Origin of the sequence: Bacteroides faecium (genome assembly GCF_012113595.1) — a bacterium.
GTDB classification, from domain to species: Bacteria; Bacteroidota; Bacteroidia; order Bacteroidales; family Bacteroidaceae; genus Bacteroides; species Bacteroides faecium.
Map to the genome: position 1 here is coordinate 4,545,439 of NZ_CP050831.1, position 26,181 is coordinate 4,571,619.

17 protein-coding genes are annotated in these 26,181 nt (G+C 45.7%); 5 read left to right on the plus strand and 12 right to left on the minus strand.

Going from position 1 to position 26,181, the window contains the following annotated elements:
- The first annotated feature begins 98 nt into the window (after positions 1–98).
- The 3 genes from BacF7301_RS16810 to BacF7301_RS16820 all read left to right on the plus strand — a co-directional run bounded on the left by BacF7301_RS16810 (position 99) and on the right by BacF7301_RS16820 (position 9,035).
- Positions 99–2,798 carry a TonB-dependent receptor gene (locus BacF7301_RS16810; RefSeq protein WP_022140220.1) on the plus strand — a complete coding sequence of 900 codons (2,700 nt, stop codon included), beginning with the start codon at positions 99–101 and terminating at the stop codon, positions 2,796–2,798.
- A gap of 13 nt (positions 2,799–2,811) precedes the next feature.
- Entirely contained in the window at positions 2,812–5,403 is a 2,592-nt protein-coding gene (locus BacF7301_RS16815; RefSeq protein WP_167964589.1) for a choice-of-anchor J domain-containing protein, read from the plus strand.
- A gap of 251 nt (positions 5,404–5,654) precedes the next feature.
- The gene (locus tag BacF7301_RS16820) at positions 5,655–9,035 is read left to right on the plus strand and encodes a TonB-dependent receptor (protein WP_167964591.1); all 3,381 of its coding nucleotides are present in this window, start codon (positions 5,655–5,657) and stop codon (positions 9,033–9,035) included.
- A gap of 92 nt (positions 9,036–9,127) precedes the next feature.
- On the opposite strand, the gene BacF7301_RS16825 is transcribed toward BacF7301_RS16820, so the two are convergent.
- From BacF7301_RS16825 to BacF7301_RS16875, 11 genes are all read right to left on the minus strand, one after another.
- On the minus strand, positions 9,128–10,228 hold the full coding sequence (locus tag BacF7301_RS16825; RefSeq protein ID WP_167964593.1) for an endonuclease/exonuclease/phosphatase family protein: 1,101 nt from the start codon (positions 10,226–10,228) through the stop codon (positions 9,128–9,130).
- A 126-nt stretch (positions 10,229–10,354) separates the two neighbouring features.
- Positions 10,355–13,027 (minus strand): hybrid sensor histidine kinase/response regulator, encoded by a 2,673-nt coding sequence (locus BacF7301_RS16830; RefSeq protein WP_167964595.1) that lies wholly within the window; start codon positions 13,025–13,027, stop codon positions 10,355–10,357.
- 73 nt (positions 13,028–13,100) lie between these two features.
- Complete coding sequence (locus BacF7301_RS16835; protein WP_167964597.1) at positions 13,101–14,315, minus strand: glycosyltransferase family 2 protein; 1,215 nt, start codon at positions 14,313–14,315, stop codon at positions 13,101–13,103.
- A gap of 29 nt (positions 14,316–14,344) precedes the next feature.
- Positions 14,345–15,883 carry a polysaccharide deacetylase family protein gene (locus tag BacF7301_RS16840; protein ID WP_369805498.1) on the minus strand — a complete coding sequence of 513 codons (1,539 nt, stop codon included), beginning with the start codon at positions 15,881–15,883 and terminating at the stop codon, positions 14,345–14,347.
- Positions 15,880–16,668, minus strand: coding sequence for a class I SAM-dependent methyltransferase (locus tag BacF7301_RS16845; protein WP_167964599.1), 789 nt, complete (start codon positions 16,666–16,668; stop codon positions 15,880–15,882). Before BacF7301_RS16845 ends, BacF7301_RS16840 begins: the two co-directional genes overlap by 4 nt.
- Before the next feature lie 27 nt (positions 16,669–16,695).
- Positions 16,696–17,553 (minus strand): glycosyltransferase family A protein, encoded by an 858-nt coding sequence (locus BacF7301_RS16850; RefSeq protein ID WP_167964601.1) that lies wholly within the window; start codon positions 17,551–17,553, stop codon positions 16,696–16,698.
- Between the two features lie 30 nt (positions 17,554–17,583).
- The gene (locus BacF7301_RS16855) at positions 17,584–18,342 is read right to left on the minus strand and encodes a glycosyltransferase family 32 protein (protein ID WP_167964603.1); all 759 of its coding nucleotides are present in this window, start codon (positions 18,340–18,342) and stop codon (positions 17,584–17,586) included.
- A 15-nt stretch (positions 18,343–18,357) separates the two neighbouring features.
- Complete coding sequence (locus BacF7301_RS16860; RefSeq protein ID WP_167964605.1) at positions 18,358–19,494, minus strand: glycosyltransferase family protein; 1,137 nt, start codon at positions 19,492–19,494, stop codon at positions 18,358–18,360.
- A 41-nt stretch (positions 19,495–19,535) separates the two neighbouring features.
- Positions 19,536–20,990 (minus strand): lipopolysaccharide biosynthesis protein, encoded by a 1,455-nt coding sequence (locus BacF7301_RS16865; RefSeq protein ID WP_167964607.1) that lies wholly within the window; start codon positions 20,988–20,990, stop codon positions 19,536–19,538.
- Positions 20,983–22,098, minus strand: coding sequence for a glycosyltransferase family protein (locus BacF7301_RS16870; protein WP_167964609.1), 1,116 nt, complete (start codon positions 22,096–22,098; stop codon positions 20,983–20,985). Before BacF7301_RS16870 ends, BacF7301_RS16865 begins: the two co-directional genes overlap by 8 nt.
- 65 nt (positions 22,099–22,163) lie before the next feature.
- A complete protein-coding gene (locus tag BacF7301_RS16875; protein ID WP_167964611.1) occupies positions 22,164–22,721 on the minus strand; it encodes a hypothetical protein in 558 nt (185 codons plus the stop codon).
- A 170-nt stretch (positions 22,722–22,891) separates the two neighbouring features.
- Between BacF7301_RS16875 and BacF7301_RS16880 the strand changes: the two genes are divergently transcribed.
- Both BacF7301_RS16880 and BacF7301_RS16885 read left to right on the plus strand, forming a co-directional pair.
- Complete coding sequence (locus BacF7301_RS16880; protein WP_167964613.1) at positions 22,892–23,896, plus strand: DUF7833 domain-containing protein; 1,005 nt, start codon at positions 22,892–22,894, stop codon at positions 23,894–23,896.
- 191 nt (positions 23,897–24,087) lie between these two features.
- The gene (locus tag BacF7301_RS16885) at positions 24,088–25,887 is read left to right on the plus strand and encodes a bifunctional DNA primase/helicase (protein ID WP_167964615.1); all 1,800 of its coding nucleotides are present in this window, start codon (positions 24,088–24,090) and stop codon (positions 25,885–25,887) included.
- Between the two features lie 8 nt (positions 25,888–25,895).
- Here the strand turns inward: BacF7301_RS16885 and BacF7301_RS16890 are convergent, their stop codons facing one another.
- Positions 25,896–26,120 carry a DUF4248 domain-containing protein gene (locus BacF7301_RS16890; RefSeq protein ID WP_167964617.1) on the minus strand — a complete coding sequence of 75 codons (225 nt, stop codon included), beginning with the start codon at positions 26,118–26,120 and terminating at the stop codon, positions 25,896–25,898.
- Positions 26,121–26,181 lie beyond the last annotated feature (61 nt).

Sequence of the window (26,181 nt, forward strand, 5' to 3'; positions counted from 1 at the left end):
CAATTGTAATGATTATCTTATTTAATAATACTATATTTGCATCTTTAGAACACATTTTAAAGGTTGATTAACATTATCTATTAACTAAAAGCAGAATTATGAGAAGATTTCTAATTCAAGTCCTGTTAGTTGCTGTGCTGTCAGTATTTAGTACTGCTGCATTCGCCCAAACTACAGTGCGTGGTCAGCTGGTCGATTCAGAGACTGGTGAGCCGCTGGTAGGAGCTGCCGTAATGGTAGAAGGTACTACGCAAGGGTCTACAACCGACATTGACGGTTATTTCAAGCAAAGCGTTGCTTCGAATTCCACCTTATTATTTAAGTATGTGGGTTACAAGGATCAAAAAAAGAAAATTACGCAGAAAGGCGCTTCTGTGGAATTAGGTATTATTAAGATGCAGCCGGATGCAGTGATGTTGGCAGACGTCACGATTACTTCCTCTGTTGCTGTTGCGCGTAAAACTCCGGTAGCAGTCTCTACAATCGACCCGGTATTCATAGAAGAAAAGTTGGGCTCACAAGAATTTCCTGAGATTCTGAAATCCACTCCGGGTATATATACCACAAAAGACGGTGGCGGCTACGGTGACTCTAAAACCAATGTACGTGGTTTCAAGAGCGAAAATGTAGCGATGATGATTAACGGTGTACCGATGAACGGTATGGAGAATCAAAAAGTATATTGGTCCAACTGGGCAGGTCTGTCCGATGTGACCCGCAGCATGCAGGTACAACGTGGCTTGGGTGCATCCAAAGTCTCATCTCCGGCTGTCGGTGGTTCCATCAATATCATAACCAAGAGTACAGATGCAAAGAAAGGCGGTTTCGTGTCTTACGGTATGGGTAATGACGGTTACAACAAGATTTTGTTCAGTGTATCTTCCGGCCTTTCCAAAGACGGATGGGCGTTCACTTTGCTGGGTGGTAAAACTTGGGGTGACGGATACATTCAAGGTACAGAATTTGAAGGTTACACTTGGTTTGCCAGTATCGCTAAGCGTTTCAATGACAATCATCAGTTGACTTTAACAGCTTTCGGCGCTCCCCAGTGGCACAACCAACGTAGCAACCAGAATGGTCTTAGCATTAAGGAATGGCAGCGTGTGAAACAATATATGGGCGATGATAGTCCTTATAAGTACAACTCTACTTTCGGTTATAGAAACGGGCAAGTTTATAACTCTTCCAGAAACTCTTATCACAAACCGCAGATTTCATTAAACCACTTGTGGCAAATCGACCAAAAATCTAGCCTGAGTACTGCTGCTTATGTATCAATCGGTCGTGGTGACGGCTTTAGAGGTACAGGAGATAGCGATTACAGCAACAAATGGTATGGTTCAACGAACGGGTTGGTGAATAACGATTTCCGCAGACCCGACGGAACGTTTGATTACGATACGGTTGAGAAGATGAATGCAGAAAGCACCACAGGCTCAAAGATGGTGATGAGTAAGATGATGAACAATCACTTGTGGTATGGATTACTATCTACTTATACAACAAAATTCGGTGAATATTTCGACTTCTATGGTGGTATCGACCTTCGTTATTACAAAGGCTTGCACCAGGATATTCTTACCGACTTGTTTGGCGGTAAATACTTTGTGGATTCATACAACCGTAAAAATGTATCTGCCGAGAATAACCCAATAGCTTCCGACCCTAATTTTAAGAATGCCAAGTTAGGTGTAGGAGATGTTTTGAGACGCGACTATGACGGTCTGGTATTGCAGGAAGGTGTTTTCGCGCAGTTGGAATACAATCAGGACAAACTCAGCGCTTTTGTTTCCGGTGGACTTTCAAACACAGGCTACTGGCGTTACGACCGTCTTTATTATAGCAAAGACAAGGCCAAATCATCCACTAAAAATTATTTAGGTGGAAATATCAAAGGTGGTATCAACTACAATCTCAACGAACGTAACAACGTATTCGCCAATGCAGGCTATATCAGCCGTGCTCCGATGTTCGATACATCATTTCTAAACTCACAGACTTCCCATGCGCGTAACAATGATGCCAAGAACGAGAAAATCATGTCCTTCGAAGTAGGTTATGGTTTCCGTAGCGGTTTCTTTACAGCTAACTTGAACGCATATTACACACGTTGGATGGACAAGGCTATGTATGACTCCGGTGATATGAGAAACAGCGAACGCTATACATTGAATATGATTGGCGCCAATGCAGACCATTGGGGGATTGAGTTGGACTTTCTGGCCAAACCATTCTCATGGATGGAAGTTAACGGTATGTTCTCATGGGGAGATTGGCGTTGGAATGGCAATGCTACCGGTTACTACTTCAATTCATCGGGTCAGATGTTGTCAGACCCTAAGGAAGGTACTGTTGTAATAGATATGTCTCAGGCTGAGCAGTATAAAGCTAACATCAAGATGGACAATGTCCATGTCGGTGGTTCCGCTCAGACTACAGCAGCATTAGGCGTTACTTTCCGTCCGATGAAAGGTGTGCGCCTTGCGGCAGACTGGAACTTCTTTGCACGCAACTATGCCGATTATGATATTGATGCAGGAAGTGCAAAAATGGGGCAGGAAATTTTGATAAGCAATCCATGGCAGATACCATCATACAGTACTTTTGATTTGAGTGCGGGCTACACATTTGATTTCGGAAAGGTACGTGCTACTTTGAGCGGTAATGTCAACAACCTCTTAGATCAGGAATATATTGCTGACGCCCGTGACGGTAACAGTCATGATTGGGAATCGGCTACACGCGTACTCTATGGTTTCGGTCGTACCTATTCTGTAAGATTGAAGTTCAATTTCTAAACCAAGACAGATTATGAAGAAAAATATATTATTTAGTATGTGCGCCGGCTTGCTGCTTTTGGCAAGTTGCGACTACAACGAAGACAATTTTCCGGGGTATGATGACCTCACTAATGCCACGGATGTACAGAACGTTACGTTAACGCTCGAAGACGCCGAATACAAAACTATTGCAGGCATTGCCGCAAATAAAGAACTGGCGTTATCGAAAGACCCAGAAGGAGAAACTTATGCAAAAGCTTTGGAGGCAGTAGGCAAAAATAAATTCTTCACAGAAGACGCACCTGCCGCATGGTATCTCCCTGCATACATCAACGATAAACATCCTTATCTGAGCGATGGTTCTAAAGTAACTGTCAATTACAACAACTTTGAAGAACTTCCCGAGTATCTGAAGGACTTTAACAGCGTTTCTAAATACGACTTGACTTCTGACGATTACAAGGCAGTATGGGGTGAAACAGTATCAGCTTCCTTCCTGTCTCCGTCCACAGTAAGACAAATACCTGACCTTCTGGCAGAAGCAGTGAAGAATCCTGCTGATGGCGCTATGCGTCTGGTCAATTATGCTTATTCTGAAACAGAACCGAGCACAGGCGGCGGTGGTGAAGAACCGGAACCTACCTATACAAATATTGCTGATGCTATCAATTCAGGTGCCGGTACTTATGATGTAAAAGGCGAGGTTGTAGCAGCCAATGCTAAAAGTATTCTGGTAAAGGATGATACGGGCATTATAATGGTGTATCTAAGCGCATTGCCAACATATTCTTTAGGAGATGTGGTGACGGTTTCTGGTGTTATCAGTTCATATAAAGGTGCTCCGTTCCAGTTCTCTAAAGATGCAGAGATAGCAGTTGTAGAGCGTAAAACGACATTTGCATATCCTACGTCACCGAAAAATATGACCGCATCCGATATGGATGCTTATCTTACTACTCAACCTGTAGAATATGTAACTTATGAAGGAACATTAACTATTTCGGACGGTAAATACTTTAATGTTGCAGTTGAAGGTACTGCTACAGCTGTTGGTAGCATTCAGTATCCGATAGCAATTGATAATACTTTGGATGGTAAGAAAGTGAAAGTGACCGGATATGCAGTTGGCGCAAGTAGTGGTAAATTTGTGAATACTATCGCTACGTCAGTAGTTTCTGCTGATGGCTCCGGAACTGCTACTACACCGGTAGGGCTGATAGCTTTGTCTGCTGGCGGTGCATATACAGCGAGAGGTGTGGTTGCGGCTACCTATACACGAGGCTTTATGCTGACTGATGGTACAGGTAATATTTTGGTATATGAAAATAAACTTCCGACCTCTAAGATAGGTGATATTGTATCTGTATCTGGAACAACTGCAGCGCGTAATGGATTGATGCAGTTTGGAAATAATGGCTTGTCGGTTATTAAGGAGTCGGAAGGCAATACAGCCGTTGATGGTTTGGTTGCTCAGGTGATGACTGGTGAGGATATGGATAATTATATAGCTGCTCCACGTGTGGTTTATGCTACCTACACCGGTCTATTGACTATAGAAAATAAAGGCAGCTATAATTCCTATAATATAGAAATAGACGGTGCCACTACTGCCAAGGCTTCTTTCTCATATGCAGATGATGCTGCGATAGACCAAAGTCTCAATGGCAAGCAGGTTGTTGTATATGGATACCTGCTTGAAGCGAAAAGTGAAACAATCAATACAATGGTTACATCCGTTGCAGAAGTAACAGCAACTAATCTCAGAGCTTTTGGCATGACTCGTGCTATTACTTCCAAACCTAATACATCCGCAGTTTATCGTTACGATGCAACTACCTCTAAGTGGAGAGCATATACTTCTGAAGTAGCAAGTGTAGCAGTTCTTCAGCCGGGTGATTACACATCAATAGGCAGTACTTATGTATCCAAACCTGCTGAAACATTGCCAATCTACTTGAAGCAGAACTATCCGTATGCTAAGAAAGACGATATTATGGCAGTAGTTTATTATTCAAATTCAGACTTGGTAATAACGGCTACTGAATTTGTTTATGACGGTGCTGCTTGGGCTCAGACTACGGTTTCTACACCGAGTGTCATTGTATTCTTGAAATCACAAGGTGTATGGACAGAAGCAAAAGTTTACTATTCCTCTTCATTCCTGAATGATGATGATGGTGGTTTCTTTACCCAAGATATTGAATTGAGTGACTTGAAGAGCATTTGGAAGTTGGATAAAGCCTATGGTTGGAAAGGTTCCGGTTACTCTGGCGGTAATAAAGTAACCGAAAGTTGGCTTGTTTCACCGGAAATTAGCCTGAAGAAATCGGCTCTACCGGTATTGAAGTTTGATATTGCCATCAACTACTTGAATGATGGCGAACTTGCAAAGAACCTCAATGTGATGATATCAACCAACTATGCCGGTGATGTAACAGAAGCTGACTGGACTGAATTGACAGTAGAAGGTATGCCGGCAGGAGACTCATGGGACTTCTCGACTGTGACACCTGTTGACTTGAGTGCATATAAGGATCAGAATATTCGCATTGCATTCCGCTATAGAAGTGACCTTGCTGTTGCCACTACGACGGAAATCAAGAATCTGTCAATTCAGGAATAACTGGATGTAAAAGCAGAATTGAGATAAAAAAACAGAGTAATAAACGCTCATTCTGCCGGTAGATTATATAGCATCGGAGAGGTCTTTATCCTCTCCGATGCTTTTTTTAGGTTTAGACTTGTTCTAAACCTTTTTTATTCAACCCTTAAAAAATGTAATACGACTATAATATATATCTGTCTTATTTTACTTATATTTGCCGCTGATTTAGAGAGTTATAATATAATAGAGGACAAATATTAAAACTACTTATGTTAAAAAGATTAAGATTTATTCTTACGGTTATTACCCTTTTGGCAGCTGTGGGTATCAGTGCCCAAGTCACTACCGCTACAATGAGCGGTAAAGTAACCGCACAAGACGAACCGATCATCGGTGCGACAGTTGTAGCCATCCATGAGCCGTCAGGAACTCGTTATGGTACTGTGACAAATGTAAGCGGACAATTCAACCTGCAAGGTATGCGTACCGGTGGTCCATACAAAGTGGAAATCTCTTATGTCGGTTATCAAACAGCCATTTACAGGGGTGTCACTCTTGCGTTGGGGGAAAATTATGTCTTGAATGTTTCCTTGAAAGAAAGTTCGGAACTGTTGGACGAGATTGTGGTGACGGCTTCTAAAAACAGCAATATGAAGAGTGACCGTGCAGGTGCTATAACTAATATTGGAGAAGAGCAGATGGCTATGATTCCAACTGTAGGGCGTAGTATGAATGACATCATGCGTTTGACTCCGCAAGGCGCAAATACAGGAAATGGTTTTGCAGTGGGTGGTGGTAACTACCGCCAATCGTCTGTAACAGTCGATGGTGCTGCTTTTAGCAATTCATTCGGTATCGGTTCAAACTTGCCGGGCGGTGGTTCTCCTATTTCTTTAGATGCTTTGGAACAAATCGCTGTCTCTGTAACTCCGTTTGATGTACGTCAAAGCGGCTTTATCGGTGGAGCAATTAATGCCGTGACTAAAAGCGGTACAAACGATTTTTATGCGACAGCCTACACCTACTTGAACAATGAGAACCTGAATGGGAATAAGGTAGGCGATTTGGAATTGATACGCGAAAAATCACAAAAATATCTTTATGGTGCCAGTTTTGGTGGTGCTATCATTAAGAATAAGCTATTTTTCTTTGTGAACGGTGAATATGAAGATAATGTGACGGCAGGTCCCAAAAGTAGAGCGCGTTTGAGCGAAAATGATGATTGGGGGGCTAATACAGCCAATGTAAACCGTCCCACAGTAGGTAAAATGGATGAAATCCGTAATTATTTTATTGACAAGTATGACTATGATCCGGGACGTTATCAAGGATATTCCATCAAAACTCCGGCTTATAAGCTGATGGCACGCTTGGACTGGAATATAAACGATAACAATAAATTGAATTTCCGTTTCACACGCGCTCATTCTAAAGATAATAGCGGACCTACCTCTTCCGTTTCCCCTTTCTATGCAACAGATATTTATGATGGCGGCGCGGCAGCTTCAAAGGGTTCCGGTAATGTGAATCATAATGCCGCTATGTATTTTGAGAACTCTCGATATTTCAAAGAATATAATTTCACGTCATACGCTTCAGAGTGGAACTCTAAATGGATGGACGGCAGATTGAATAATGTAACACGTGTGACTTACTCTTTTCAGGATGAACCAAGGAGCTATGACGGCGCAGCCGATTTCCCGACTATTGATATTCTGGAAGATGGCGCTGTATATGCCCGTATTGGTCCTGATGTGTTTTCACCGGGAAATTTAGCTCAGGCCAGGACATTTGTCCTGACAGACGAGTTGTCATATACAGCAGGTGTCCATAATTTATTGGCAGGCTTCCAGTTTGAATACAACAAAGCTACAAATGGTTTTCAGCAAGCCGGCAATGGATTCTATGTATATGAATCGTGGGATAGCTTCAAAAATAATAATTATCCTAAGGCTTTTGCGATAACGCACTCTAATGCCGCTGATTACAGTCAGTTTAAGGCAGAAATGAAAACGATGCAATACTCATTATATTTGCAGGATCAGATGAATATTAGCGAGAACTTCAAATTGACAGCCGGTATTCGTCTTGAAATGCCTAAGTATCCTTCACTGAAGAATAATTATAACGAAGATTTTGCGCGTTGCGATTTCGGCGGAGTCAGTTATTCTACAGATCAGTTGCCTTCTGCCAAGATTTCTGTATCTCCTCGTGTAGGATTCAACTGGGATATTACCGGTGAGCGTAAATACGTTCTTCGTGGTGGTACAGGTATCTATGTCGGTCGTTTGCCATTTGTATGGTTGGTGTCCGCTGTTGGCAATTCAAATGTAGGACAGCATCAGTATTATTACACAAATGCGGCTACTGCTGCTTTGAAACCCTATTTCCAGCCTTCTGTGTCGGGAGTTTTAAATGAATTGTATCCGAATGGCAGGACTACTGACATCACATCTCCGAAAGATCCTACGATTATTGATAAAGATTTGAAGATGCCTTCTACATGGAAAACGTCTTTAGCATTCGACGCCAAACTTCCCGGTGACATTGATTTTTCAATAGAAAGTATATTTAATAAAGATATTAATCCTGCTGTTATTTCCAATAAGGCATATAAACCTTCTGAAGTAACCCAGACATTTAATCCGAATGATACGCGTAATTCATATTCCAAGTACACCGATCCTTCCTGGACTAATAAAGATGGAAAGCAGAATGTCTATTTTATAGAGAATGGTGGTCATAAAGCTTATTATTACTCAATAACAGCCCAATTGGCCAAATCATTTGATTTTGGTTTATATTTATCTGCGGCTTATACACATTCTAAAGCGAAATCATACAGTGACGGTATTGGTGATCAAGTCACCTCTGCTTATAAGACAAATACATATTCCATAAATGGTATTAATGAGCATGAAACAGGTTATGGTACTTACGTTTCTCCTCATCGTGTTGTTGCGTCGGCCGGTTATCGTTTGGAATATGCTAAAAGATTCGCCTCTTCCTTATCCTTCATTTATGAAGGAATGAATATGGGATATGCAGGTGGCTATGGCTATGCCCGTTATTCTTACACATTTGCCGGCAATATAGTCGGTGATGGTGGAGCAAACAGCTTATTATATGTCCCGGCATCAAGAGAAGAGTTGAACAATTGGACATTTGCGGAAAAAACATACAATAGTGTAAACAGAACATATGATGACTATAAACTGGACGGTCAGATTTATACAGCCGATCAGCAGAAAGATGACTTCTGGGCATACATCAATCAAGATAGCTATTTGAAAAAGCACAAAGGAGAGTATGTGGAACGTGGCGGAGTTACAATGCCTTGGCATCATCAATTAGATTTGAAATTCATGCAAGATTTTTATCTGAAAGTAGGTGGCAAACGTCATACTCTCCAATTTGGTGTAGACATCAAGAACTTCTTGAATTTATTAAATTCGGATTGGGGATTGTATAAGACATTAAATAATACGAATCTTTTGGCTTATGATAAAGGAAATAGTACTACCGGAGAAGGTAAGGGATATACATTCCAAAAGAGTAGTGGTAAAAGGTTGACAGAGACATATACCAAGTATAAAGATTTCAGGTCAACATACTCTGTTCAATTCAGCCTTCGTTATATTTTCCATTAATAGGACTGGCTTTATATGTATAAAGACAAAAGGCTGCCTTCAAATGCAAGGGCAGCCTTTTTTGTGTTATTTATGAGTTTAATTCCGAATTTTTACATCTTCACCCTCATCACCACCGGATTATGGTCGCTATAATTCAATTCCGGTGAAAAATAATCTATACTCTTCAATTCCGGTGAATGGAGAATATAGTCGATTCTCAGCAGATGTTTGAAATACTTGAAAGTGTACATATACCCGTGTCCGCTTGTCTTGAACCCATCCTGCAACTTATCACCTTTCACCGTGTGATACACATACGACGAAGGCAGGGAGTTAAAGTCACCGCAGACCAGAGTAGGATAGGGGGATTCTGAAATCAACAGGTTAAGAATATTAGCTTGGACGGCGCGTTTTTCAAAGTTCTCATGCAGCCCGTCCATTAGAGTAAGAGCCGCACGCTCTGCCCGTTGCGTATTATCCGTACGAAGTTCCTTTTCCAGCTTGCGCTTGTTACGGCTCACTTCTGTAGTCTGGAGATGATTATTGAACAGGCGAATCATTCGCCCGTTGACCTCAATATCACACCAAAGACTGCAATTCTTGGAGTCAGGATAGATGATAAGATGCTCCTCTTTGATAGGATAGCGGCTGAATACAGCCAGTTGCAACAACTGCTCCCCTTCGGGAGAAGAAGGTATGTAATGGTAAGACCAGTGGGAGAGAGCCACGCAAAGACTGTCAATACCAAATTCACTATTAATGCCAAACTCCTGAAAACAAAGAATATCCGCTTGCTGGCTCTTCATGTAAGCAGCGATTTCTTTGCATGAATAGCCCGTATGCTCGTGGTTGAAGGCATCGACATTATAGGTCGCCACGGTCAGTATTCCCGGAGTATATGCCCCCATTTTGACCATCGGCTTCGAAGCCGGGCTGAAAAGAGGAAACTGGAGCACACTACTGATATATCCCCAGTTGCAAAATATAGCAATCAAAGGAATGAAAACCCAGCACCGCCAACGGGCAGTCCAATAAATGGCAATGGCCAGGTTTGCCAACAAAAGCACAGGCAGACCTAAACCGATGAAAGGCATAAATTTGAAACTGTCCGGAGTGGCGTTGCCTGCAAAGGCACCGGCTATTGTTACGCCTGCCAAGACGCCGGTCAGCAGGATAGATATGTAGTAAAATAGTCTGTAAAAGGCTCTCATCTAATCTTATAAGTTGTTTATTGAATAGTATACCGCAATTAGTTATTAATATATTATTTATCTGTCTGTCGTACAGTCTGTCACGCAGGCTGCATATTAGAGGGGCATATTAGAAACACTACACTCTTATGATGTCGACAGCCATTTCTTAATCATCGCCTTTAGCTTGTCCTGCGCTATCGGTTTAGCTATAAAATCATTGCATCCGGCTTCCTGTGCCGCCTTCCGATCCTGTTCGTAAGCAAAAGCACTTTGAGCGATAATAGGAACAGTTGCAGATAGTTCGCGAATGATTTTCGTAGCTTCCAGACCATCCAGATTCGGCATTTTTATATCCATCAGAATAAGGTCAGGCTTCACCTCGTCATACATTATAACCGCTTCCATTCCATCATGCGCACGTATAAGGCGATGTTTCTTTCCGAGAATAGCTTCAAGCAAGTCGAAGTTACTGTCCGTATCTTCGGCAACCAGGATACAAGCCGGTTTGACATTATCCCCATCTTGCGTTGCTTCGCTAGAAGCCGAATCTCCATTCATTGACGCTGAATCTCCATCCATTGACGCTACCGCGCCACCTTCACTTTCCAAAATCACTTCCTCTTTCCCTGCACCCGTCCCCTTGTACGGCAAAGTAAACTTAAACGTTGTCCCCACTCCAAACTCCGAACTGACCGAAATCTGTCCGCCGAGCCGTTCAACGATTGACTTACAGATAGACAACCCCAGTCCCGTCCCCTGCGCATGCTGGTTCAACTTGGCGAAACGTTCGAACACACGCCCCACCTTTTCCGGTTCAATGCCCGTGCCGGTATCCGTTACATGGAAAACAATCTGATTATCCACCAACTCATAACCATAACTGATACTACCTTCCTTCGTAAACTTCACCGCATTCCCAATCAGATTCGAAATCACCTGGAACACCCGGTTCTTATCCGTTTCAATCATCATACTCTCGTCCGAAGGCTCATAAACGAGACTTACCCCCTGCGGAGTGCGGAATATATGCGCGTCATACACTTCCTTGCACAAGTGATGCAGGTTGGTAGGCCCAAAAGAGAACTCGATAGTCCCCGATTCAATTTTCGACAAATCGAGAATCTCGTTAATCAGCGTCAGAAGCCGTTCGTTATTGGCATTCACAATATTGTAATACGTCTTTCTCTCCTCTGCATCGTCGCTTTCGGCGATAAGGTGTGAGAAACCGACAATCGCATTCAGCGGAGTGCGTATCTCATGGCTCATATTGGCGAGAAAAGCCGATTTGAGGTTATCGGACATCTCCGCCTTTTCTTTGGACGACATCAGCTCCCGTTTTATCATCTCCAGTTCCGTGACATCCCATTCGATACTAACGATGATAGGAGAGGAGAGTTCGTCGCCGTCCACCCGTATCTTCCGTTTGTCGAGGATAATCAGATTCCCGTTCCTGTCCTTTCCTTCCGCCGTCCAGTGCATTCCCTTTCCGGTGCTGGCGACCTGAAGATCTTCCTGCCGCTTCTTCTCCGCCACGATAAACGGATAATAGTCGAAGTCATTCATACCGATGGAAGTACCGTTGAATACATCCCGGTTGTACGATTCGCGGTTTCGGTAAATATATCGGAAATCATTATTAATCTCCTTCACCACAATCCCCGCAGGAAGATTGTTAATAGTAGTATCCATAATCAAGTTCAACCGCTTGATTTGCGCCTCATACCTCATGCGTTCGGAAATATCATGCGCGAACGACCAGTAACTATCCTCACCCTCATCATTGGTCACCTTGTACATCGTACATTCGTATGCCAATATATCCTTATTGATTTTCGACGGGTGCGGGGCAATGAACTTATTGTTTCCGCCATCCGTAGCATCTTTGCAGCGTGCGTACCATGCTTCTTGCGTAGGCAAGTCCGCCGCCACATTATATATTTTCAGCCGACTGATGTCCCTGTTTTCCGCTATCCCGTGATTCTGCAGGAAACGACGGTTGGCAAAGATAACCGTCCCGTCCGGTTTGGCGGCAAAGATACTTTCTTTCGCGTTGTTGATGGCATGCGTCAACGTGTTGATGTCGTTTCTGCGAAGCTGTGTATCCGTTATATTCTGGATATACCCTTCGATATTCAGGCTGCCGTCCGGCAGTTGTTCGCGCAGATATGTCTGGATAGTCATATAAAAAATCTTCCCGTCCAGGCGGACACGATAGTTAATACTTTCCGTGTTGAATCCTTCCAGGTTCCTGCCGCACCACTCCATGAAAGTATGGCAATCCTCTTTGACAATCAGTTCCTTGTATTTGTCAAACGAGATATGCTGAACTTCCTCTTTCGCCAGCACACCCGTGTAACCTAGATAATGAAAGACATTCTCATTCGTATTATACGTCCATTGTCCGATTTGCGCCACCTTCTGAATCTCCCGCAGCGTTCGGTTCGTATGCTCCAGCTTGCGTTTCACATTGCTTCTTTGCGTGATGTCACGATACTGGCAGAGCACCATGTCGTCATAAGGATGCATGAGACACTTGAAATAATACGTCTCACCTTTCAGTACCAACTTGAAATTCTTGCTGATACTCCTTTGCTCTTCAAGCACCGTCTGAAAGACGGGCACCACTCTCTCCCGTGTATATTCCGGCAGAAGTTCGAATATATTCTTCCCTAAAAGTATATCTTCTTGCAGAAACCAAGCATCACAATACGGCGCGATGTCTACGCAGACACCGTTCCGGTCGATCAACAGCATCGTATCAGCCGTCAGCTTCAGTATTCTCTGTGCGTTACTTGCATCATGTAATGTCCTGTCCATGTCTGTTTTCTTTTTTTAGATGATTGAGACTGTCGTGTCCCATTAAGATAACAAAAGATTCTGAGATTTGTTTTTATTTCTCCGCCCGCTTCGCCTTTTCCCAGGCACCGCTTCCTTTCTTCTTTTTCAGATAGCGTATTCCTTTCAATACATTGACATTCATAAAAAGAAAATAATATGGGATGAAGAGTAACTTATTCTTTATCTGCCTGGTAGACAGATAATACCCCCAATACCCTAAAACATAAAAGAGAACCTGCAACCCGAGCAACACCCCATAAAACACCGACGAGCCCCCCAGCAATAAAATCGCTACATTCAGCGGTAAGAGAGCGAACAACAGAAACGGCGTGACAGACCACCGCAACACCCGGTGCGACGTATATTGAAAACTCAACACCCCGTACCGGAAAGGATTCAGCAACGGGCGCAACCGCCAGATAGACTGCAAACCGCCCGCAGCAATGCGTACCTTCCTCTTCTCTTCTTCCCGCATATCGGCCGATCCGCTTTCGACAGCATACGCATTGGTACAATAAGCAATCGTGTATCCCTTCATCGTAATCCTCAACGAAAGAATAAAATCATCCAGCAACGTATCCGGCTCCATCGCCTCGAACAACTCCCGGCGTACGGCAAACAGCTCTCCCGCAGCCCCTACAGCCGAGTACAACCGTGCATCCAACGCCTTCAACGTCGACTCATACTTCCAGTAAATCCCTTCGCCACCGGCAGCCGCCCCGTCCTTCGTCTGCACGGCAATCCGTTTTTCACCAGCCACACAACCCACTTTCGGATCCTGAAACGCAAGCACAATCTCCCGTATCGCTTCGCGGTTTACCATCGTATTGGCGTCCGTGAAGACTACAAGCGGAGTGTCTATAAGCGTCATTCCCCGTGTCATTGCCGCCGTCTTACCCTGCCGCAATGGTTGAAAATATACCGTCGCCTTCCCCTGCCAACGAGTTTGCAAACGGTCGTTCGTCCCGTCATCACTGCCGTCCGTCACCCAGACAATACGCAACTTATCCGCAGGATAATCGAGCTCAAGACTGTTCTCCATCTTCTCATCCACCACATCTTCCTCATTGAAAGCAGTGATGAAGAGTGTCACTTCCGGCAGTGCCTCGTCTGCCGATGGCAGTGAACGCTTCACCGGCTTCACGAAAAGTTCTTTCAGCTTGACAAGGATATAAAGCACGATTCCGTAGCCCAGATACGTGTAGAACACGATAAACAGGGCAAACCAAAAAATAATTTCGAGACAGAGAGTAAGAGTATTGTTCATAGCTGTATTATCTATCTAATATTATATATTTATTTGATTCTTTTGAGTAATTCATCCTTCTTATCCGATTCCTTCAGTATACCCACAAAATAAAGCGCATCATCTTTATTAGCCTTCACGTTCGGATTGGCTTCATACCGTTTCACGAAGTTCTCAGCATGTTCTGCCAGATACTTCCGGCAGTCGATATTCATCATGACACATTCTTTATCTTTGCAGTAGGCATAAGAAAATCCGGATATATTGTCGCCAGTCTCGATAGAATCAATATCATCCATCTTTAAGTTGTATAAATTGATGGTGGTAGACGGGTAATAAAAAGCGGTTCCGCCGGGTAGAGTCACGGTCAGTTCAAGAGTATGGTCGTCTATCCGCCGAGGCATTATCATTCCATTTTTGTAGTAGTAATCATATTCATAATACTCTTCCTGACTGGGCATCCACACGTTGTCCTGTCCGTCCTTGCCATATTCATCGTTGAGCCACTGGAAAAGTTCCACCCATCCCCAGTCTGTGCCGTGCACACCCACATTGATGGCTGCCCGCTCTTCTTCCGGCTTTGCCAGTTCCTCTTGAATCGCATCCTTTATCCTGTCCTGATTGCTTCTCGGATCAGGTTCGCTGGGCGATGGATCATAAAAAGACCGTTCTACAGGGACCTTGTATAAATCCATGCTCTGGCAGGGATACAACTTCGTTCCACCTGATTCCGTAGTCATCGTCTGCACCGCCGGATATCTTTCTCCGGCTCTTATATAAGTATTGTTTCCATCGGGTCTTGCCAGCATCTTGCAACTTCTGCCCAATTTATCGACGATGATATTGTCAGCCATGCCGAGATGTGCCAGGACATCTTCCTCGCTGTTGGGATCATCCACCTTGAGGTCGTGAAAAGCAATCCCGACACCATAATTGAGCATCTCTTTCACATTTCCCCAGAACAGGCCGGATTTCATGAAAAACCGGTGATAGTTTTCCGTGTAACCTTTGCCCACCTTCGTCGCCTCGTTCATATATCCCCATTCGGGCGAGAGAGTAGTCGTAAAAGAGAAACGAATCTCGTTTCCTGCTCCGTCCGTACATCCCAGAGTCTTGCCCAAATAATAGGCGTCGGGTGGAAAATCATCCGCCTGCACATGAGCCAAATCATAAAAATACTGGCTTGACAAGGGACGGCCGTTGATAGCCGCCCACGTACAACAAAAAGCCACCTGCTTGCAGTCATCCTGTGTCAGCATGAACAGCCAGGATTTGTTATACTTTAATGGTGGAAATTCGGGGCGCAATGAGTAAATATCCTGCGGGAGCGGCGTACGGGTACGAATTGTTATTTTCGCTTCAACAGACTTCACCTCTTTGTCGAACGGATAGAAAAAGTCCGTTTCGCAGACAACTGTTTTTTCTTTCACCTTGCTATTACCATTATCATCATCCTTATCACCTTGGTACAGGTTGAGCTTTTTGATACACGAGGTGTTAATCAGGCAGAATAACGCCAGATATACCACCACTTTTCCTTTTCGGGACATGGCTTTAAAGTAGAAATATGGAATAGTCCGAAATCTCATACTATCACTATTTGTTTACCTTTTAGTCTCATATACTCTTCCAAACTAATGGGCGAATGCTTATGAGTCTTATTCTTTATTTTATTTTTAATCATATAATAAAACGCAGCAGCCACCTTCTTGAACTCTTTGGATGCACTTCTTCGCGGATACAACTGTTCCACCATTTTCCTGCTCCACGGTTTGGTGAAGAAATCAGTATACCTCTCGTCAGTCGGGTTGACTACAAAGTCAATATCATCCTTCCATTCACACCGGTTCAGCATCAAATCCCCTTCCGTGAGCCACAGCAGTTTGTAAGTCAGCGACTGATAAGGCAGATAGTTGAGAAACAGCTCGCCATAGTTATTCTCGTAATTGCCCGGCATCCTGGACTTCTCAAAGAGAATCAACTTATTGTCCAGATAGAGAATAATCCACTTGTGTGATTTCTTCGGAAAAAGAAATTCGCCCAGCAGGCTGGGAGTTTCCATATACCCCCTTTTGGCTACCCTGCACTGTTCGCGGATAAAATCCGCAGGATTTTCCACATGTTCAAGCACCTGGTTACAGATCACATAATCAAACTCCTTGTCCTTGAACGGCAACGCTTCTCCGTTCGCGTTAATAATCTCCTGATGCGGGTAAACCTTTACAGTTCCGCAACGATGATAGTTCGATTCCAGGAATCGTTCTACGATGACATCTGCCCGGAAAGTAGGGTTGTGCCCCGGACCCACTTCAAGTACCCTGTCTTTTTTGCTGATTTTCAAATCATCTCTGTCATAGGGATTACGGTTAATCATAGCTGCATTTGTTTTATTGTGAATGACTTATTTCTTCTTTATCAAGTTGCTATCTTCATCTATATACTCTTTCTTTTTAGTAAATATTCCTCCGATACCTTTCAATCCCTTTACGACACGTACCTTGAAACTATTGAACAAACTACCGTCGGCACCCACTGTACCATACCCCGTCACGGCACGAGCCTTCCGGCTGCGCACGAACGCAATCTTGCCAAACTGCTTGAGTTGCAGAGCCAGATACCCATCCTCGCCACGGATGATGTCCGTGCGTATCCCCGTTGTCCGTGCATATTCCGTGCGATAAGCAAATACAAGTCCGCGCACACTCAACTCCGGACGCTTGAACGACTGCAACCACAGATGCAAATCACGCGCAGCTTCATAAACCATCAATCCGAACTTCGAATGTGCTTCGTCAGGAATATAACTCCATAGCGAACTCACGCCCACCACGCCCGGACGTTCCAGCGCATCCACCATCATTTCCACATACTTGGGCGGATACATCGTGTCCGAATCAATATTAATGTGATACTTCCCCCGTGCATGAGTCAAACCGCAAAGACGGGCGAAACCGCAACTGTGCTGCGTCTCCGTATAATAAGGTACGCCGCAAGCCTGAAAAATCTCCGCTGTCCGGTCTTTCGATTCATTATCCACACCGATAATCTCCACGGGATACTTGCACTTCATCTCGCTCAATGACCATAGACACGCCAACAGATGCTTCTCCTCATTGTATCCGATCAACGACACCGTGACAACCGGATGCTCACTTTGCAGTCCTGCAATATTCTGCCGCACCTCTTCGACGACACTTGGCGGCGCCTCTGAAAAAGGCTTCTCGTATACTTGCAGATATTTACTGTACCATTGGCTCATAACCGAATCCTTTCTTCTATGATTATACAATTATTTCTTCCGTAAAAATCTCTCTATATTCCTCACAAACCGATAACCGAATACCCTGATAAGCAATGTCCTCGTGCGGTAATAAACAAACGCCTTGTGCGAAAACCATGAATTCTGATAATGATGAATCGCATACGTGTGAGGCGTCAGAATCACCTGCCGCGAATCAAACACCTTGGGCGAGAAATATTCACATGGGAGCACACAAACCCTTTCCTGCATATCCTGTTCCTTCTTTTTCAGTTCGGCGATACTGCTTCCCGAAGGCAAGACATATATAGGCTTCAGTTTCTGTATCGTCTCATTCATAATTTCAGGCAGCATACGAATATCCATCTGGCCGTCTTCCTTCACAAACTCCCTGTCCTGATAATAATCCAGACAAGCCTTTATCCAGTCGCATCCCTTTTCGGCACCGATAATTGCCGCTTCGATAGTCCCCGCATTCTCCGCTCCTACGAAGTAGGGCAGCTCCAGAAACTCATCAAAACTCTTGAGTATTTCCACGTCAGAATCCAGGTAAATCCCCCCGTAATTGTAGAGAGCGAACATGCGTATATAATCAGCCGCAAAAGCATATTTCCTGGCAGCGAAAGCCTGTTCCACCCACGGGCTGCTTTTCAGGTCGAACCGGTTGCAATCCCACAACATCACCTCGTAGTCGGGGAGATGTACTTTCCAACTGTCCAGGCATCGTTGAATCTTCTGCGGATAAGGATCGCCGCTCAACCAGCATAAATGTATAATTTTTGGTATCATAATATCTCTAGATTATCAGGTTGCGTTATTAATCTTTTCAATTTCCCCTACCACCTTCTGCATCTGCGCTTTCCAGGACAACGGGCGTACCGATTCGCGGATCTCAGCCGGCGTGATTTTCAGTGATTGCTGAAACTCCATCAACTTCGGAATATCTATCGGCGATTCGTCCGCGGGCACTTTCCATACATAAGGCATGGAATCGAAATCCTCGTCCGTCTCCGAATATGCGAAAGCGAATCCCCGTGCGGCATACTCACGGTTTTTCAGCGTCTTGATATAAGTAATGCCACTTCGGTGACGTCCCAGACTGCCGATGGCAAAGTCCGCACGTTCAAACTGGGCATCCAGCTCATCGCCGTGCAGCGGCCCGTGCAGGATGACATAAGGCTCCAGATGATTGTCACGGATGACAGGCAGAATTTCTTCCCGTTCACGTTCGCCGGACAACGGGCCTATGATATGAAAATAAACCTTATATTCAGGATTCGTGCGGTAATAATCGGCTAGCCCCTTCACCATCCGGTCCAATCCGTGCCAGTAATGCACTTCCGCCACGGCGATAAGATGCAACTCCTTCGTAGTGTCGTTCTCGCTGTGCCGTCTCATGGGGATAGCGTCGAAATCAATCCCGTTGGAGATACGTATCGTCTTGCCCCCGAATATAGTTTCCGCGTTGGAGAAAGTGACAATTCCGTCCAAATGCTTTGACAGTTGGCGGCGGAAACACTGGTCGATGATAAGATGCAGTTTCATGGATGAAGAGACATACTCCTGATCGTAGGGATAAGTAGGGATTTCCATCACCACTCTGGCACCCGTGCGCTTCAGTCGTTTCACCAGCTTCAGCGTGAAAGGATTCGCGTTGTGATGCGAGCGGATATAAACCAAACCAATATTTTCGCGGCGGGCATATTCAATGATAGGAGAGTAATAAACTCTTTTCCAGAGCTTGGCCGTAGTCCCTGTCCCGAAGTCGGCAATTACTTCATCGTCTACCATCCAGCGGCGATCTCCATTAGAAGTTATATCGTAATAACACAGGCGAACGTCCACACCACACTCTTTGAGGGCTTTCACCTGGTAATGAATTTTCTTACTGATTCCATTGGCTTTGTCGAAACCGTGGAATATAAGGAACAAGGCTTTCATTCTTCTAAATTAGTCTCTATATTATTGTTTATTCTGTCCTTTTATTTTCTCTTACTCACCACGCTCCGTACTTTTCCTATGAGGTCGTACTCATGCGTGGCTTGTATATAAACACCAAAGATAATAAAACTAACGATACCTTTGGCAATAATTGTCAAAAAAATATTCATCCCTTCCAATGCATATTGCATGGGGACGAGGGCTGCCGCCATCAGCAGGCTCACCACCAACGGAGAAATAAGCTGACGGACGAACGGCAACGCGCTTCTCCGAAAAGTCACCCGGTACATCTGCCAGTAGCACTGCACGAAGTTGATGGTAAACGTTGCGACGATGCAAGTTGCCACCGCCGTCAGTGTGCCGAAATAGAAAATACCGAGCAGCATACCCGCCACGTTGAGCACGGACGAGAACACGCCGCATACGAATAAACTCCGTGTGTCTCCTGCCGCCTGAAAGATGGAACCGGAAGAAGAAAGAATAATCTGAACCCCCACTGAGAGAGCCAGTATCCGGAAAACGGGTACGGATGGCAACCATTGGTCGCCGAAAATAATCAGTGTCACTTCCTGTGCCGTAAAAAACAACAACACGCTGAGAGGCAGCCCGATGAAAGACAGGAAACGGAGAATCCGTTCGTAGGACGTCGCCAACTTCGCCTTGTCGTTCTGGAAATCGCTGAAAATGGGGTGCATCACGGGCGTGATCACTTGCGTGATGTTCTGTAAGGGCAGCATCATCAGCCGGTAAGATTTTTCGTAATATCCCAGGGGAGACATACCCATATATTTACCAATCAGCAATTTATCAAGATTGCGGCTGAAGTAATTGATGACGTTGAACAGGAATTGGTAGGCGGAGTAAGAAAATATTTTCCGGAGCACGCCCAGTCCCAATGTGAAGCGCAGCCGTTGCGGATAGCGATGGTAGGAAATGATGAATATCAGTATGCTCGATACAATCGGGTTGATAATCAATGCATACAATCCTGCTCCGCAGAGGGCGGCGGTCACGGCGGCGGCTCCTGCCGAAATCTGTATGATAAAGCTGCGCAGGGCGATAAACTTGAATTCTTTGTTGCGATAGAACAATGCTCCCGGAACGATGGTGGCGGATGCGAAAAAAAGGTTGACAGACAGCAGTTGGCAGAGCGTCCGCAGGATGTCGCTTTCGTAATAGTCGGCGATGAGCCACGAAGCGCCAAAGAAGAGTACGCTGATGCCGATACCCGTCCACACGGTGAACGAGAAAATGTCCGCCAGGTCGTCCCCCGTCAGCGACTTGTGCTGGATGATGGCGGGAGATACCCCCATGTCCGTGAAAAGATTAAAGAAAGCGATGATGACGGTGGCGATGGCCACTATGCCGAAGTCGTCGGGCGAGAGGAGACGTGCCAGTACACCTGCTATGACGAGAGAGATGATGACACCGCTGTATTTGGCAAGTGCCGTGTAGAATACTCCTGAAAATAGCTGGCGTTTGATATTGTTAGCCATTTATTACTTGTTTATAAGTTTGTGCATACTCTTTTCCTACCTTCCGGATGTTCATGTTCTCCATGGCATAGGTATAGTTCATTTCCCCTTGCCCCCACAGGGCGAGACGGCGGGCTGATTCGAGCGCCATGATGATGCTTTCCTTTCTGTCGGGATCAAAGGTGGAGTTGCCGGTTTCGGTCAGCAGTTCGCCGATATTCCCCACGTTGGGCCCCACCACTACTTTGCGGTAGAGGAAGGCGAGGGGGACGTTGCCGGAGTTGAGTATATCTTTTCGCTGGATAAGTATCACGTCCGAGGCTGCCATATAATAAGGCAGGTCGCAGTTGTCTATCAGTTCGTCGTTGGCTCCGGCTTTCAGCTTCATCCAGCGGTTGAACAGGGGTATGAGCAGGTAATACCCGATGCGCGAAGTCCATCGCTTGAAGAGGTTGCCGCCATACTTGTTGCGCTTCGAGAAAGGATAGAGACGTGGGGCGAGGAGCATCTTGCGTGGCTCGTTCCATGCCCGGAACGCGCCGAGCACCATGTCTATTTCTTCCCGGTTGCGGAACTTGCCGAAAGCGGTGACGATGAACGCGTCCTGCGACAAGTTGAGATACTGCCGGGCACGTTCCACGCTGATATCTTCCTTATACGTATATTGGTAGATGTGGTGCGGAATCACGACATTGCGGCTGTCGGGATACCTGGCAATGAACTCCTTGCGGCTGAACTGTCCCATGTGCACCACGACGTCGCTTTCGGACTCGATGATGTCATACGCCCGGCTGATTACTTCATTGGCGTAGTGCGGGCGTACGTTGTGGCGTGTGTAGACGAAGCGCGTCCCTCGTGAGCGAAAGAAACGGATTCGTTCTTCCAGTCGCCGGACGACACCGGGGTCATCGCACGTCCAGCCTACCACTTCTTCCGGCCATTGAAAGTGGATAATGTCATAATTTGTATCTGAGTTCCAAAATTCACTGGTGGAACATCGCACGTCGATACCGGCCATTTTGATGGCGTCGCACAGAATCGGGACGAACAGATTGTCCGTATCTCCATTTTCCCTAAATACAATAAGTGCTTTTATCGGTTGACCGCTAATATCTTCACTGTTGTTCATGTTTTTACTTTAGTCATTTTTCAGCCCCTGGCTATGCCACAAAGGTAATAAAACTTCTGGAAACTCTACTTTTTTTCCGGCTTCTTTTTGTCGGCAGACGCTTTCTTCGTTTCATTTTTCTTTTTGTTCAGTCCATCTTTCTTTTTATTCTGTTCCTTTTTATCATTATCCTGTTCAGGTTTCGGGCTGTTCTTTTGTTTTTGTTTTTTTTGTGTCTCCCGTCTTTTCAGTTCTTTCTCGTCTACTTGCTGCAGAAGAATAATCTGATGCTTGTCATAGTTTTCAATTTCGCTGTAGTCTACGGTTGTTATGGCAAGGCATTTGCCGGTTTGCAGTGCCCGGATAATCTGGCTGCATAGAATCAGGGGGTAGAAGTTGCATTTTATTTCCTTGAGATGCGCGTTGAACGCCTGTGCATAGGAGATTATGTTGTAATTCCGGGGATTTTCCATCCGCCATGCTTCACCGGAGTTGATCGTTGTCCGCTCTTGCACTTTCTCGTGTGACAGGGGAGAGATGGTGCGCACGTAGTGAAGGAGACGCCCGAAAGAAAGGTGGATATATCTTAGTAGCGTCTGACGTACTACTTCGTCTTCATTGAGAACTTTTTTTGAATTTGCCATTTTTTTTTATTGTTAATATTCTGGCGCAAAGTTCTTTAAAAATTTATAGATTTCCCTATTCTTTTTTGAATAGGCGTATGTTACACATTTAATCGACCTTTGTACTCACTAAGTTACCTCATCGGAAAGGGTGGGATTTTGTCGAATAATTTTAAAATTTGGAAGAAATAATGAAAAAAGACCAGTATTTTAACTTGGAAGTAAATTTATTGAACGACGACAATATCGCCGGCATGATGGCGGAACTGGATGCCGCGCAAGCTATCGGAATCTACGTAATGTTGCTGCTTCATCTGCGCACGAAGGACAATTACGAGGCTTCCTGCACGCCGCTTCTGCTGAAAGCCTTTGCCCGGCGTTATGAACTGGACTTGGCGATGATGGAGCACGTGCTCCGCGACTACCATCTTTTTGAGTTAAACGAGGAGCGGCAAACTTTTCGGGCTCCGTATCTGGACAGGGTGATGAAACGGCTCGAAGAGAAGCGGCGCATGGATACCGAAAATGGTAAAAAAGGGGGGCGTCCGAAGAAGCCTGTGAAATCTTCTGAAACGCCCGCCAGCAAGGGGCAAAAACCCAACGAAACCCAAGAGAGGAGAGAAGAGGAGAAGAGAGGTATTACTACTGTTGTAAACAACAACAGTAATACCGCGACGATGCCGGTGGCGGAGACTGTTGCCGTTCCTGTTTCCACATCTGTTCCTGCTACGCACAGGATGCGCATCCGTTCGGTGGATGAAGAAGGGCAACGCCCATTGCAGCCTGTTGTACCGTGGGAAATATCGGTGGACAGGCTTGCCGGTTCACAACTGTATATGGAACTGGCAGGGCAACGTTCCGGCTTGGGATGGCTTTTTCTTGACCATCAGAAAGAGGTTATCAAACTGTTCAAAGCCCATATCCGGCTCTACGGGAAAGAAAACGAACTGCTGTTCTACGATGACGTGAAGCGTTATTTCTCCAATTATATCGCAGCCGGTTCCGTCACCTGCGGCAAGTTGCGTGAAGCGCTGTTGCAGAAACTCAAACAGCAGGAGAGCAAGAACGTGAACCGTTTTGAGAGCATGGTGGACGGACAGCGGACTTATCTGGGACATCTCATCCCGAATGACGCCCCGCCGCGACCGGACGGCTCGGCTGTGTGGGATGAGGTGCGGAAAATATGGGGGCATTGACACCGGCTTTCATCTGTTCCCGGACGTAGGCTCATCGTTGTTGCGCCCACGCCTGGCATATGCTGCGCCCGCGTTTGGCATATGCTGCGCCCGCGTTTGGCGAACCTTGACCCCGCACTTGGCATACGCTGTGCCCACAGCTCCTGGTGTCCGACAAGCAATTGAAAAATATTGAAAACGAATAAAAAACTATGAGAAATTTTGCCAGTTATGATGTAGACATTCGCCGGAGAACGAGCGGTGTCGTGAAAACAATATGTAATAAATGTCTCCCTACAAGGCACAACAAGCGCGACCACTCCCTGCGTGTCAATATCGACACGGGGCATTGCCACTGTTACCACTGCGGAGCTGATTTCTACGTCCCCGACGATAACGAGGAACGTGAAAAAGCCGAACGCCGTGCTGCCCGCCAGCGTCGTGCGGCTGCTGCTCCGCAACACTTTCAGCGTCCTGTATTCGACTCCTCAAAAACCGTACTTTCCGAAGCCACGGAGCGTTGGCTGGTTGAAACCCGCTGCATCCCGCAATCCGTTATCGCTGCGCTGCGCATCACGGAGCAGGACGAATATATGCCGCAATCTTCCGGGAATGAACGATGTATCTGTTTCAACTATTTCGAGGGAGAGCAACTGATAAACACGAAATTTCGTGGCATCAACGAAAAGCATTTCAAAATGGTGCAGGGAGCCGAATTGATTCCCTATAACATCGACTCCGTATTGGGACAGTCTTCCTGCATCATCCATGAAGGTGAACTGGACGCCGCCTCTTCTATCGCCGCCGGATTCAAAAGCGTAATCTCCGTTCCCGCCGGTGCCAACTCGAACCTCTCTTGGCTCGACCGTTTCATGGAAACCCACTTTGAGGATTTGAACGAAATTATCATTGCCGTTGACACGGATTCTGCCGGACTGAAACTGCGTGACGAGCTTGTCAACCGTCTGGGGGCTGAACGATGCCGCGTCGTGACCTACGGGCCGGAGTGCAAGGATGCGAATGAACATCTCTGCAAATATGGGATTTCGAGCCTTCGTATCGCCATCGAACAGGCGGCGGAAGTCCCTATTGAGGGCGTTTTCACGGCTGCCGACCTGCATGGTGACTTGCTGGCTCTTTTCGACAATGGTTTCGGCCCCGGTGCGGATACGGGTTGGGAGGAGATGGATAAAATCTGTACGTACGAGCGCGGCCGTTTCGTCGTTGTCACGGGAACGCCCGGTGCGGGAAAATCTGAATGGCTCGACGAACTGGTATTGCGGCTTTGCCTGCGGCATCAATGGAAAATAGCTTTTTTCAGCCCGGAGAATGTTCCTATCGTCTATCATCTCCGAAAGTTGGTTGAGAAACTGACCGGTCACCGTTTTCAGCGAAGTTACGGTATGTCGGAAGGGCTCATGATGCGTGCGGAAGAATTTCTGGCCGAAAATGTATCGCATATTTTCCTGAAGGGGAATGCCACGCCGGAACGGGTACTTGGCAAGGCGCGCGAGCTGGTTGTCCGCCGGGGATGCCGCATCCTCGTGCTCGACCCTCTGAACCGCTTTGACCATACTCCGCAACCGGGACAGACGGAGACGCAGTATCTTTCTAACTTGTTGAATCTATTCACCGAATTTGCCGTACAGTATAATTGCCTGGTGATACTCGTTGCCCATCCCCGAAAGATGAACCGCAACCCGGTGACAAATTCTACTCCGCGTGTGGAAATGTACGACATCAGCGGTTCGGCCGACTTTAACAATAAGGCTGACTATGGTATTGTGGTGGAGCGTGATAAGGAAGTCGGCGTCACCCGTGTATATGTGGAGAAGGTGAAGTTCAAACATCTCGGAGTGGGCGGAATGGTTACTTTTGCCTATGATCCTGTCGGTGGCCGCTATTTGCCTTGTACGGAATCACATGATCCTGCCGTCCCTGTGGACAGACGTGTCGGGGGCGTGACGTACGATTCGACTTGCTGGCTGCCGGAGAAAGAACTGTTTGAGTAATCTCTAAATCACGGCTCTTGGAGTACTTCCACGATTAGATGTACTTGGGCGGGGGTATAGTGTCTGCTTCGTGGATTCATGCCGGTGGCGATGAGTCGTTCTTTCAGTCCCGGAGCAGCGTCTATCCATTCGTTGAATCGGTCTACTGCGCTTTGTTGTTGTACGTTGGGAATGTATAGCATGGCTAGTTCGCCTTTCCCGTAGCTGCGGTATTGGAATGTTTTTTCTTCCATTTTCAGTTGTATTTAGTGTCGTTATAACTCGTATAAAGTTACGCATTTTTACTGGATTGGG